A 13018-nucleotide genomic window follows, 5' to 3' on the forward strand; every position below is an offset into this window, starting at 1 on the left:
CTTTGTCTAACATCCTTCCGCCGTCCATTGTATAGTGACCCCTTCGTTGCAGGTCTTTCTCTCATTCGAGGTGTTTATGCTTGATGTTAGCCGTCAGGACGAGTCCATCCCCGATGCCGTTGTCGTGCTTTGCACCGCACCGGATGAAGCCACTGCCCAGGATCTGGCCGCTAAAGCGCTGGCTGAAAAGCTGGCCGCCTGCGCCACGCTGATCCCCGGCGCGACCTCTCTGTACTACTGGGAAGGGAAGCTGGAGCAGGAATATGAGGTGCAAATGATCCTGAAAACGTCGGTGGCGCGCCAGCAAGCCTTACTCGATTGCCTGAAGTCGCATCATCCTTATCAAACGCCCGAACTTCTGGTTTTACCCGTTACTCACGGAGACAGTGATTACCTCTCATGGCTCAACGCATCCTTACGCTGATCCTGCTACTTTGCAGCACATCGTCTTTCGCGGGACTGTTCGACGCGCCGGGACGCTCGAATTTTGTTCCTGCTGACCAGGCCTTTGCCTTTGACTTTCAGCAAAACCAACACGATCTGAACCTCACCTGGCAGGTGAAAGACGGTTATTATCTGTACCGCAAGCAGATTAACATCACGTCTGCTCAGGCGAAAATTGCCGACGTCACGCTCCCGGCGGGGGTCTGGCATGAAGATGAGTTCTACGGTAAAAGTGAAATCTACCGCAAGCGACTGACTGTTCCGGTCAATGTTCTACAGGCTGCGGCTGGCGCGACGCTGACGGTCACCTACCAGGGGTGCGCTGATGCTGGTTTCTGCTATCCGCCGGAAACAAAAACCGTCCCTCTAAGCGAAGTGGTTGCCAGCACAGCGCCCCAGCCTGCCGCGACGCCAGCCCCGCCGCAATCTGCTCAACCGCCAGAACCGCCGCCTGCGCAGCTTCCCTTCACGGCGCTGTGGGCGTTGCTGATTGGCATTGGCATCGCCTTTACGCCCTGCGTACTGCCGATGTATCCACTCATTTCCGGGATTGTGCTGGGCGGTAAACAACGTCTCTCTACCGGACGGGCGCTGCTGCTGACCTTTATCTACGTGCAGGGGATGGCGCTGACCTATACCGCGCTGGGCCTGGTGGTCGCTGCGGCAGGTTTGCAGTTCCAGGCCGCGCTTCAGCATCCCTACGTATTGGTGGGTCTCGCGATAGTCTTCACCCTTCTTGCGTTGTCGATGTTCGGTTTGTTTACGCTGCAATTACCGTCGTCACTGCAAACTCGCCTGACGCTGATGAGCAACCGCCAGCAGGGCGGCTCTGCGGGTGGCGTATTTGCAATGGGCGCTATCGCCGGGCTGATTTGCTCGCCATGTACCACCGCGCCGCTCAGCGCCATTCTGCTGTATATCGCGCAAAGCGGAAATATGTGGCTTGGCGGCGGCACGCTTTACCTGTACGCGCTCGGGATGGGGCTACCGCTGATGCTGGTCACCGTCTTCGGCAATCGCCTGCTGCCAAAAAGCGGACCGTGGATGGAGCAGGTCAAAACCGCGTTTGGCTTTGTGATCCTCGCGCTACCGGTCTTTTTGCTGGAGCGGATCGTTGGCGATACGTGGGGCTTACGCCTGTGGTCGCTGCTGGGCGTCGCCTTCTTTGGCTGGGCGTTTATCACCAGTTTGCAGGCAACGCGCGGCTGGATACGTCTCGTCCAGATAATGTTGCTGGCGGCCGCGCTGGTCAGCGTGCGTCCGTTACAGGACTGGGCGTTTGGCGCGTCCCTTGTGCAGACGCAGTCGCATCTGAGCTTTAAACAGGTATCCAATATCGACGAACTTAATCAGGCGCTGGCGCAGGCCAAAGGCAAACCGGTGATGCTCGACCTGTACGCCGACTGGTGTGTCGCCTGTAAAGAGTTCGAGAAATACACCTTCAGCGCGCCGCAGGTGAAACAGGCGTTGGGCGACACGGTGCTGTTACAGGCTGACGTCACGGGCAATAACGCCCAGGACGTGGCGCTGCTGAAGCATTTACAGGTACTTGGGCTGCCGACCATTCTTTTCTTTGACGCAGAAGGTCAGGAGCACCCGCAGGCGCGAGTAACAGGCTTTATGGACGCCGCAACCTTTAGCGCGCATTTGCGCGATCGCCAACCGTGAGCGACACTTGCAACAGCAAAGTGGGAGGAATATACCGTGCAACGTGAAGATGTTCTGGCAGAAGCCCTAAAGTTATTAGAGATCCATGGGATTGCCAATACCACGCTGGAGATGGTGGCCGAGCGCGTTGATTATCCGCTCGAAGAGATGCTGCGTTTCTGGCCCGACGACGAGGCCCTGCTGTATGACGCCCTGCGTTATCTGAGTCAGCAGGTAGACATCTGGCGCCGCCAACTGATGCTGGACGACACTCAAACCGCTGAACAAAAGCTACTGGCGCGCTACGCGGCGCTAACCGAATGTGTCAGCAATAACCGTTATCCCGGCTGCCTGTTTATCGCCGCCTGCACCTTTTACCCCGATCCCGCGCATCCCATTCATCAACTTGCGGATCAACAAAAACGCGCAGCGCATGACTTTACCCACGAACTGCTCACCACGCTGGAAGTTGACGACCCGGCAATGGTTGCAAAACAGATGGAACTGGTGCTGGAAGGCTGCCTGAGTCGCATGCTGGTTAACCGCAGTCAGGCCGACGTGGAGACGGCGCACCGTCTGGCGGAGGACATTCTGCGCTTCGCCCAGTGCCGTCAGGGCGGCGCGCTGACCTGATTCTCATTTCGTTACATCGTTGAATCGCATATAATTTCGCCAGCACCGACCCAATAAAAGGAATTATATGCGTCTCTTGTCCTGCGCCCTTCTGACGGGCCTTCTCTCTTCGTCCCTCTTCGCCGCACCGCTAAACGGCGTTTCATTTGCTCATAAAGACCGGGAAGTCGCCTGTGATAACACGAGCGCCTGCCGGGCGGTCGGGTATAGCGATAATGTCGCCCTGAAAACACTTCATCAGGCCTTAATTGATCAACAAAAAACCGATCCTGAACTCGATCTCAGCAACATCGCCAAACGGTTCCCGCTGACGGGCCAGCTCACCAGATTCACCCTTTCATACACGGAAGATTCATCGCAGCCGACGTCAAAACCCTCACCGGAAATCAGTGACGATGAATGGCGGGCATTTTTGCATTCCAACATTCGCGCTTATGCAGAAAATGGTCAGGTGAATTTTACGCTGGTTGATCTGGACGGCGATGGCAAGCGCGATCTCATTATCGACAGTTATATTGGCGGGACGGGCCTCTTCAGCTATACCGGCGTGCTTAAACGGGGTGAGAGCGCATTCTTTACCGTGAATGAAAACGCTAACGACGATGACTTTGGGGTACCCGGCGCGTTATTTTCGGAAAATGGCCGCGGTGCTAACCAGTGGAGCCAGTGGGTACGTATCAACGGCCAGGTGTACGCGCTTTGGTTCAACGGCGTCTTTGGCGAAGATAACATTTATCTGCTGCGTCCGTTCAGCACAGACAATAAGGTGCCGGTAGTAACCCTCCGCTATCGCTATACGCTCAATGTCATCGACTCAGCAGAAGAAGGCCGCCCTTTGACCCCTGCGCTGAGCGACAAGGACAAGGCGGGGCTAGTCAGGACGCTGGATGTCATGCAGGACCATCTGCTTAAAGACCTCCCGCTTGACCAGCCTGACACCGCTATCTGCCCGGTTCCTGAAGGCATCTCAGCAGAAGACGCGGAATGGTACAGCAGCGGCGTGGCAGGCCATTACACCATAGAAACCGTCGCCCTGATTCCCGTGTGGCTAAACGAGAAATGTTATATCGGCACCGTCTTCAGCCATCACGGATTTTATAACCATGGTGTGGATGCCGAGGTTGTCCTTAGCTCGCCCGCTGGGAAAGGTGATATTGTGGGCGGCTATGCGATCTCCGGCCTGCGCCAGGCAACGTCGATAAAAAGCGACTGGCAGTTTCGGGAAGGCGATCACGGCGCACTGTGATGGTGGGCTAACATCGCTGAATTGTACCCGAATCGCCGCAAAGTTAAGCAGTTGAACTGCTTTTAAGGAAATTTGGTTGACTGGCGGGCGTGATTACGGTTTAATGCGCCCCGTTGCCCGGATAGCTCAGTCGGTAGAGCAGGGGATTGAAAATCCCCGTGTCCTTGGTTCGATTCCGAGTCCGGGCACCACCTTTCCTTTTATGCTTCCTTATAAATCCCTATCTGTTTGTCACTCAGTGAGTTAGCGTAAAAATCTTTCCAGATGCGTTTTGATTTATCCCTACGTATCCGGAAAATCAGGGGTCAGATTGCGGGTCATTCAGTTCGATGAATGGAGAGTCCCTCATGTTAACTGACAACAAGATCCGCGCCGCGAAACCCCTCGCAAAATCCTACAAGCTCACCGACGCACAAGGTCTGTACCTGACGGTATCCACCAGTGGCTCTAAGCTATGGTATTTCCGCTACCGTTTTGAGGGTAAAGAAAATCGTCTGGCCTTCGGCGCTTATCCGCTGGTCACGCTGGCGGAAGCCCGCGCGTAAACTGCTGGTATCGGGTGTTTGCCCTTCCCTGCCCCGCAAGGCGAAAAAAGCCGCCGTTGACGGTACGCGCACCTTTCAGTACATCGCCACCGCGTGGCACACCAGTTGCCTTAAGTTATGGTCAGAAGACCACGCGGACAAGATCCTGACCTGTCTGAAACGCGGCGTCTTCCCTGATATTGGCGCAATGGACATTGCAGAGCGAGGTTCTGGCTTTCAAATTGCTCCGGACCTGGACCGCCGCAGGCACTGTGACGGCGCCATCAATTGTCCGCGCAGGCATTATCGTAACAACAGCCGCTGGCGCTTCTATTGCTCCGCAGATTATGGCGTCTCAGTTAGCTCTGGTAAGCCGCTGAACAGTACTGACCTCCTGTGTCTGTATGCACGATGACGTTTTCCGGGCGTTTACGCCGCCACAGCGCCATCTGTAACGCATTGCAGGCAAGCTATGCCGTCATCCGCGAGGACATCGACCAGCCAATGACTGACCGCGACCACAGGGCTATAACCACGGCCAGATACAGCCAGCCTTCACCGGTGCGAAGATACGTGATGTCACCCACATACTTCTGGTTCGGAAAAAGCTTTGTAAGCAGGTTGATGAGCTTAAAGCAGACGATCAGGAAGTGATCTGCCGCATTCGTATATGGCGATCACGCAGGAGAAGATGAAGCAGGTAATGAAGGTAATACGTTGATATTTAACGCGACTGCTACAGGTGGCCGCCTGTAACAGCCGCTCACCACAACCAACTAATCGAGGTAGTTAATCATGGCTGAACACGATGTTACGCCAGAAGTCACCATTTCCAAAACACAGCGCCGCTACAAAGTCAGCTATGTCCGGGTCCGCCACGAAAACCGCCGGAATATTACTAAAACCTACTATTCATCCCACCCCTGCCTGACCCTCAAAGGCGACTGGTTAAAAGAGGCGGGATTTGACACCGGGGGGGCGTGACGGTGAAGATTTCACAGGGGTGCATTGTACTGATGGCGGACGGGGACGAGATGCAGGAACTGCGTGAGCAGCTTTATCAGGCTAAACAGGTGATTAGAGGAATTAAGGATGTTGTTGTTTAGTGAAATAAACGGCGATGGGTAAATAAAATAATGAGCCGGAGAAAATTTATTCTTCCGGCTATTTTATTAATTGCTTTTCCAATGAGTAAAATCATCTATCATTATTTTAGTTAGATTATCGGCATCATCATATATAAAGTCAAAATCTATTTGCTTAAACCAATTGGTTGCAAACATAGAACTTTTAATTATTTTATTATTTATGATTTTATCAATTCTAACAAACCAATCACGAGGAGGGCTTATAGATAAATAATAGTGAAAGCTATCTCTTTCATATGAATAACAGATAGATAATAACTTGTTTTTTTCAGGATAAGATTCGTATATATGTGCATTCAATATAAAACACCCATCGACCATTCTGACATTCTCTCCATATTTTTCAACATCTTTATCAAATTTTCTTTTTGAGAGAATAATTCTTCCGTCATTATTAAATCCATATGCAACTAAATTTTTGGACTCACGACTAGATTTTGTCATTTTTTCCAGCACCCGACCTTGTGTATTATTGACCGATGGAACAAGGCGCTCAAATGGTATGATATCTCTACTAGCTCCAAGCGAATACTCCCACGAGCATATTTTTGATTTGCAATTATCATAAGTGGTAAAAACATTATTAGAATAAAAAATAAATTTATTGTGCAGTTCATCTATCTCTTTTTTAATAAAGTCGTTTTCGATAATATTCATTTCCCACCACACGATTTAAATGATTTTTTCCACTGACCGCTTTCCATTCTTCCTGTAATTTCCGAAAGAACATTGCTAATGCTCGCACCTTTTCTTTCGGCAGATCTTAATATTTTATATATAAGCCTGTCATTATCCTTACCATGAATATGTGTTCCTGCGTGATAATTCCCAGTATTTCTGGCAGTAATCCGTCCTGGATGTCCTGGTTGTGCAACCTGATTTGGATGTGTACCCCAAAGTCTTGCGCCATTTTCAGCTACATCAGGATGAAGTCCGCTTCGATCAAGAATATCACGAGATCCTTGCGCATATACATTAGTTGCATTTTCTTTCACTGCATGATGCGGAGTCTGTCCTGGAGAAAGAGGGCGGCCAGCATCCGACATATTTATTCCTAAATCTTTAGCTGTTAAACCAAGCGGATCGATCCAGCTTAACGGATTCGGCGCATACTGATAAAGATTTATCCCGCCCCTCAGCCCTATCGGGTCAGAACAGCGAATCTACCCTATCGTCGGATCATACTGCCGGTTTCGTTCATACACTAACAAAACGCTTAAGTTATAACTACTCGAGTTAAAGCTTATGCGGAGAATTTAACTAGTTTTATAGTTATCATATTCCCAGTCGAAATATCGTTTAAGATGTTCGATGCTTTGAAGCCACGTATCTCCTTCACAAGAAGAAACTACATCTTCAAGCCATTTCCATAGTTCCTGAAAATTATACTCACTCATGATAATCAAAGGGCGTTCTGCAATAATTTTATTTATAGGTGAAAGGTTTTTAAGCCCCTCGGGGGTTGCAACCCTTATAGTAAATCCATCTGAATTTTTTTTCCCTTTCTCACCAATTTCGAGATAAATGAACTCAGATATTGTTTTGTTATCCGTTGGCTCCCATGCGCGTAAGTTTACACCATCAGAAACACATGCAAATTTAATAATTAACTTCATATTTTATTCCACATGTACGTGTACATTCGATACTCGTTGAGAATCCCACCAGTTATCATTTACATTTTTTCGTTCATGGAAATTCGCCTGTTTACCCGTTTTTGCATAATCAGAACTTTTCGGTGTAGGGCTTCTGTACATCCGTTTTCCATTAGCAGAAATGTACCATAGTTCTCCTTTTTTACCTCGTACGACTGAGTACCCCTCACCAACAAACTCTTTACCTAAACGATTTGCCTCTCTTCGGCTAAGGGTCATTTTAAGGCCGGAATTCCCTGGTGTTCTTACTGCATCGTCTATCTTCCGAAGTTTCTTTTTCCAGCACCCAGCCAATAGCCCAAGCGGATCGATCCAACTGAGTGGATTCGGCGCATACGCATACAGGTTTAACCCGCCTTTCAGCCCTATCGGGTCCGGCGTAATAAACCGCCCCATATCCGGCGCATAATACCTGAACGTATTGTAGTGAAGCCCCGTTTCCCTGTCCAGATACTGACCCGCGAACCGCAGGTTCTCTTCCGGCGCGCCATCCCATTTCTTCCTCCACCTGTTGCCCTCTTCATCCGCGTATTCCGACCGTGTTTCTCCCCATGTCTCCACATCCTGACGCCAGTGCAGTTTCCCGTCCTCATCCGTCAGCGCCTGCGGCATACCGTTATGGCTGCAGCGGTAGTAGTCCACCCGCTGTTTGTCACCTGTGTCGTAAATCCTCGCCAGCGGCGTGTAACTCCCCGCCCCTTCATACACGTACACCAGCGCCTGTCCGTTGCGCGTCTCCCCCAGCAGCCGGAACCCTTCCCACACAAATGTCGTCACCTCCTGCGTCACGGTGACACCGTCGTCATCCGGTGCGGATACCGTCACCACGCTGCGCTTTTCTGTTCGCCGCCCAAACGGGTCATAGGTAAAAGTCACCCTGTGTCGCGTATTTCCAGCCCCGGCTGCGTCCGGCGTGTCCAGCACCGCTTCCTTCATCCGGTGTTCACTGTCATAACCGTAGCGCCACAGGCCACCCGGGCCCGTTTTCTGCACCATCCGGCCGTAAACATCATACCTGCACGCACCATTACCGCACTGCGTCTGCCGGTTATGCTTCAGCGACAGCCCAGCCTGCGACGCTGTCAGCAGGTTACCTGCCGCATCGTACATATGATGCGTCACCCCACGAAAACTGGTGTCGTGGTGACTGACGCGGTCACCGTCATCGTAATGGTAACCCTGATAGCGGTAGTCGCTGATTTGCGTTTCACTCAGCAGGTTGTGGCGGCTGTCGTACTGCCAGTGCCACGCCTCCGCCGGGCGCATCCCATTCTCTTTGCGGTAGATTTCCCGGCGCGCCTGCCGCCCCAGTCGGTCATAACGCGTGCGCATCGTCAGGCCGCCCTGCGTTCGGCTGATTTCCCGGTGCAGGTTGTCACGGGTAAATTCCGTAATCAGCCGCTCATCCAGGCTGATACTCAGCGCATGACCGCTGCCGTAATACAGCGTCTTCAGGCTGCGACCATCCGGTAGCTGAACGGATGTCCGGTTACCCAGTTCATCCAGGCCGTAGCTCACCCGCCCTGAGTCGTTCTCCTCCGCCGTCAGCCGGCCGAGCCGGTCATACTCCAGCAGCACGCGCTGCGCAGGGCTCTCTGCTCCCGGCGGATAAAACAGCGCCGCCTGCAGAATCCCTCCCGTCGTGTATCGATAGACCGTGTGCCCGTCCGGGGTTTGCTTATCGGTCACTTCCCCGGCTGCGTTATACTGCCAGCGGTGCGTCAGCGCATCCGGCGTGCCGGCCGCCCAGGTTTTACTGACCACCCGGTCACAGACATCGTATTCGTAACGGGTGGTAACACCATCCAGTCCCCGTTCTTCCGTCAGACGCCCATTTATGCCGTGGACAAACCGGTACAGCTCACCACTTTCGTTATACAGGCGTATCAGGCGGCTGCGCGCATCATATTCACGCCGCACGGTATGGCCCAGCGGGTCAGTCACCACACTCACCCGACCGCAGGCGTCATACTGCCAGCGCACCGGATTACTGTGTCCCACCCGGTAACTTTCCGGCAGCCCCTGTGCCGTCCAGGACAGGCTGGCCGTCCACCCCTCCGCACCGGAAACCCTTTTCAGCCTGCCTGCCGGGCTGTAAACATAGCGGGTACTCTCCCCGGCCGCATCCACCTCTTCGGCCAGCCGGTAAGCCGCATCGTACCGGTACTGCGTTGTTTTCCCGGAACAGTCCTGAACACTGATAAGCTGCCCGCGCTCATTACAGCGAAAGCGCTGTACGCCACCCTTTTCATCTGTGAATTCGACGACCTGGCCCCATTCGTCACGACGGTAATAGCAGCACAGCCCGAGTGCATTGATTTCTGCGCGCAGCCCAAAGTTCGCATCATAAAAATACTGGTGTACGCTTCCGTCCGGCCCGCTGACCTGAACGGGCAGCGCCCGGTCTTCAAGCCAGCGCGTACAGACGGCCCGGCCCAGCGGGTCGGTCTCCAGAATCATATTTCCCGCATTATCATAGTGATATGCTCTGCTGGCACCCGACGGGTCGACGGTACGCGAAAGCTGTTCGTCCTCGTTCCACTCATAGCCCCATACCTGCCCGGATTCATCAGTGTACTTCTCCACCAGATAGCGATGATCCCATTCATGCCGGTGCGTTTCGCCACCACCATGGGTGACGGTGGTCACGCCCTGTGTCAGGTCATAACCAATCGTGGCGCTGTCGCCTTCGCTGGACTCCCAGGCCACCACCCGCCAGCCGTCGCTAAACTTTTTCCATTGATAGCGGTGACGGGCCCCGCCGGGCATCCGGTGCCCTGCCATCAGGGCGTCCGGGGTGTAATCAAATTCACGCAGGCAGACATCATCCGCATCGGTCACACGGCACAGTTCCCCCTGCGGGGTGTAGTCGTAGGACATCAGTAGCCGGTGAACCGGCTCGCCACCGGGGGTGTCCGGGGTGGGCATGTGCTCGGTGATCCGGGTCGGACGCTGCGGGGAGTGTAAATCCTGATAATGCAGCACCACCCGCAGACTTTCCTGTGTATCGGTAATCGCCTGCAGGCGATCCTGTTCGTCATAATGGAGCTGCAGGCCATTGCCATAATTATCCGACAGCAGGTGCAGACGCAGCTGCGAGGGCGCTAACGGGTGCGGGAGATAGAGCCGCCAGGTGGAGCCATCCAGATCACCAATCACCACCATGCCCTGTTCGCTCTGCGCAAATAACAGTCCTTCATCGGGACTGAATCCTGCCTCACCTGGCGGGGGACAGACAAAACGGAGTTCGCGTCCCCCTTCATCATGGAAGCAGGTGTATTCCTCCTCCCTGACCACGCGGGTTTCAAATGCGGTGCGCCAGCCGCGACCAAAGAGCCCTTCATGCGGGTTACGGCTGTTGTAGATGCGCTGCCAGATGAGAGGGAAACGGGCCGGGAGTTCAAAATCACAGTCCTCTTCCCCGCTCAGAACCTTCGCGCCCGTCGCGGCATGTACCGGATTCCACAGTGCCCGCACAGATTCGCCAATCTTACTGGCAAACATTGCCGCCGCCATCCCCATGATCATGCAGGGAAGCTGTTTCTGTATCTTAGTGGGCCGGCACGTCAGGATGGAAAGCGCGAGCAGCGCTGTTTCCACGCCGGGCGATTTGCCGCTATGAATGGGGCGAACCACAACCGGTTTACCCCCGATGATGACATTGGGAGAGACCAGCGAGGAAACGGTGCCGCCGCAGGTTGTCCGATCTCCGGCACGTACGGCGGGCAGACCATTGATACTGACCTGAGAGGACCCTTCGGCCATAAACTGTATCGGGTTCGGTGGGTGTTTTTCGCATAGCACCCCATCATGCTCAGCTTCCACCACCCCGCCTGACGGCCCGGCCACGACAGGGTTAACCATCTCTCCCAGTAATTCGCTACCATAGCTGAACAGTGCAACCACCCCGTTCAGCACTTTCATCCCGGTGGACATCCGGGCTTCCTCTTCTTCCCGCCGTTTCTTCTCTTCCGCCTCCATTTTTTCCCGCGTAGCGTTTTCGGCGGCGGTCATCAGACGCCCTGCAGCTCTGGCGGCAGGCAGACCATTGGTCTGCACATTTAAAGAGCCCGTCGCAATTTTCCCCTGCGGCGAAGGGGGGGAGATAAAGTTTGCCGCGCCCCTGGCGATATCGCCGACAACCTCAGCGGCCCCCGACAACGAAACTGTCAGCCCTCCGATAATGCCCGCGGCTGTACAGGTCGCTGCGGCGGCTGAAGCTGCCGCAACCGTCGCAGCTGACACGCCGGCAGCAGTTGCCGCCGCGGCGGCAAGAGGGGCAGCAGCGGCAACCACGACGACCCCAACAGCAACGCAAATAGCCGCTTCAAAAGCTCCCTCCAGTATATCGGCCAGAACACTGGTATGAATGATATCGTCGCCCAGCCGTGCGGCGTTCGGATTGCTCATGGCATAACGTCCTCTGTCTGATGTCAGTCCCTGTCCAGCGTATTTTTAACCTGCTGCCAGAACCGTTCGTCCTCTTCGCTAAAGGCATTCAACACGGTGCAGGTCAGCATCAATAGCCGCCGCTCCGGCATCAGTACGGCGAGCTGACGCTGACAGCAAAAGTGAGGTTCACGAAGATATGTAGCCGCCGTTTCCCTGGCGGGACAGTCAGGTAATAAAGGCAGCGTTAATACGACAGGCGGCGTCTGTTGAAAGTTATTGATCTGCGCCGCCACCTGCGCCCACTGAAATGTCAGTTCATCATCAAACGTTCTGTCTTCGGGGATAAATGCGCGGGTGATCACCAGTGAAGTGTGAGTACGGGTATTGCGAATAACCTGCATCGTGCAGTCAAGCCAGTCTTCTCCGGTCAGCGCCAGATGGCCTTCATTCATGCGGTAAAGGGTGTTCATTTTCCGCCCCCCGTCTCTTCGGGGAATAATCCCTGTATAATGCTGGTTAAGTCTTTTTTATGGTTTTTACCGACAACGCCAATAGCCGGGGCTGGCTCTTCCGGATTCAGGCCCAGCATAGCTGTGCCTGTCGTAATGAGACTGTTACCCTCAGCCACGATGTTAAACGCCTTGCCCTTAAGGTTAATCACCCCCCCGGCATGCAACTCCAGTGCGCTCTCCCCACATTCCAGCCGGATCATGGAACCTGAGCCGATGACCACGTTTCCCGCGCTTTGCATTATCCTGTCGCCGCCGTTAAAACAGGTCACATCGGTTTTGACATTCACTTCCTGAAACTGCCGAATATTGAGCAACTGGTGTCCATCAATTTTGACATCCTCGTTGGCGGTCACGACTTTCAACCGGTTATTGCCCACTACCAGACTCTGGTTACGAATGATCGCCGTACTCTGATCATTGAGTACCGTCGTCTTCATGTCCTTCTGCGCGTGCATCGACAGCAGCTCCTGACCGGTCCTGTCCTCGAACATCAGCTCGTTATAGCCGCTGCCCTTGTACGTCTTCGACCGTATCGTCATCTGCGTCTTCGTCCCCGGCAGCCCCCCCGGCGGCGGGTTATCCGCATGGTACGTTCGTCCCATGATTATCGGCTGGTCCGGGTCCCCGTTCAGGAAGTCCACTATCACCTCCTGCCCCACCCGCGGTATCGCCAGGTTGCCGAATCCCGGCCCCGCCCACGCCTGCGCCACCCGTATCCAGCACGAGCTGTCCTGGTTCGCCGGGTTATACCGGTCCCAGTTAAACTTCACCCGCACCCGGCCATGTTCGTCGCAGAAGATTTCCTCCCCCTCCGGAC

The 13018-nt window shown here is 54.0% G+C and carries 9 protein-coding genes, 1 tRNA gene and 4 pseudogenes; 7 read left to right on the top strand and 7 right to left on the bottom strand.

Translation table 11 applies throughout. From position 1 onward, the window contains the following. Positions 1-76 precede the first annotated feature (76 nt). The 6 genes and pseudogenes from cutA to OOJ60_RS13965 all read left to right on the top strand — a co-directional run. A complete protein-coding gene (gene cutA / locus OOJ60_RS13940; RefSeq protein ID WP_200035724.1) occupies positions 77-424 on the top strand; it encodes a divalent cation tolerance protein CutA in 348 nt (115 codons plus the stop codon). Continuing rightward, positions 400-2112: a protein-disulfide reductase DsbD gene (locus OOJ60_RS13945; protein ID WP_205612737.1), complete on the top strand. Its 1713-nt coding sequence runs from the start codon at positions 400-402 to the stop codon at positions 2110-2112. Before cutA ends, OOJ60_RS13945 begins: the two co-directional genes overlap by 25 nt. Positions 2113-2148: 36 nt before the next feature. Beyond that, a complete protein-coding gene (locus tag OOJ60_RS13950; protein WP_042289679.1) occupies positions 2149-2724 on the top strand; it encodes a transcriptional regulator in 576 nt (191 codons plus the stop codon). Positions 2725-2932: 208 nt separating this feature from the next. Next, positions 2933-3970 (top strand): annotated as a pseudogene (locus tag OOJ60_RS13955) (DUF1176 domain-containing protein); the annotation flags it as partial. Positions 3971-4085: 115 nt separating this feature from the next. Continuing rightward, positions 4086-4161: transfer RNA gene (locus tag OOJ60_RS13960), tRNA-Phe, on the top strand. A 156-nt stretch (positions 4162-4317) separates the two neighbouring features. Beyond that, positions 4318-4717: pseudogene (locus OOJ60_RS13965) on the top strand (tyrosine-type recombinase/integrase); the annotation flags it as partial. Here OOJ60_RS13965 and OOJ60_RS13970 read toward each other — a convergent pair. Beyond that, a pseudogene (locus OOJ60_RS13970) lies at positions 4626-5117 on the bottom strand (DDE-type integrase/transposase/recombinase); the annotation flags it as partial. The pseudogenes OOJ60_RS13965 and OOJ60_RS13970 overlap by 92 nt on opposite strands. Positions 5118-5289: 172 nt before the next feature. Here OOJ60_RS13970 and OOJ60_RS13975 point away from each other — a divergent pair. After that, a pseudogene (locus OOJ60_RS13975) lies at positions 5290-5600 on the top strand (SymE family type I addiction module toxin). 66 nt (positions 5601-5666) lie between these two features. Here the strand turns inward: OOJ60_RS13975 and OOJ60_RS13980 are convergent. From OOJ60_RS13980 to OOJ60_RS14005, 6 genes are all read right to left on the bottom strand, one after another. Then, the gene (locus OOJ60_RS13980; protein ID WP_205612739.1) at positions 5667-6299 is read right to left on the bottom strand and encodes a hypothetical protein; all 633 of its coding nucleotides are present in this window, start codon (positions 6297-6299) and stop codon (positions 5667-5669) included. Further along, positions 6296-6688 (bottom strand): AHH domain-containing protein, encoded by a 393-nt coding sequence (locus OOJ60_RS13985; RefSeq protein WP_205612740.1) that lies wholly within the window; start codon positions 6686-6688, stop codon positions 6296-6298. The genes OOJ60_RS13980 and OOJ60_RS13985 overlap by 4 nt, the downstream gene beginning before the upstream one ends. A 210-nt stretch (positions 6689-6898) precedes the next feature. Then, positions 6899-7258 carry an Imm8 family immunity protein gene (locus OOJ60_RS13990; protein ID WP_187800882.1) on the bottom strand — a complete coding sequence of 120 codons (360 nt, stop codon included), beginning with the start codon at positions 7256-7258 and terminating at the stop codon, positions 6899-6901. A 3-nt stretch (positions 7259-7261) separates the two neighbouring features. Then, positions 7262-11707: an RHS repeat-associated core domain-containing protein gene (locus OOJ60_RS13995; protein ID WP_205612741.1), complete on the bottom strand. Its 4446-nt coding sequence runs from the start codon at positions 11705-11707 to the stop codon at positions 7262-7264. A 23-nt stretch (positions 11708-11730) separates the two neighbouring features. Continuing rightward, entirely contained in the window at positions 11731-12159 is a 429-nt protein-coding gene (locus OOJ60_RS14000; RefSeq protein WP_205612742.1) for a DcrB-related protein, read from the bottom strand. Next, positions 12156-13018: type VI secretion system Vgr family protein (locus OOJ60_RS14005; protein WP_233470899.1), on the bottom strand; the 863-nt coding region annotated here is incomplete at its 5' end. The genes OOJ60_RS14000 and OOJ60_RS14005, both read right to left, overlap by 4 nt.

This window comes from Citrobacter sp. R4, assembly GCF_026719175.1.
Classification (GTDB): domain Bacteria; phylum Pseudomonadota; class Gammaproteobacteria; order Enterobacterales; family Enterobacteriaceae; genus Citrobacter_A; species Citrobacter_A sedlakii.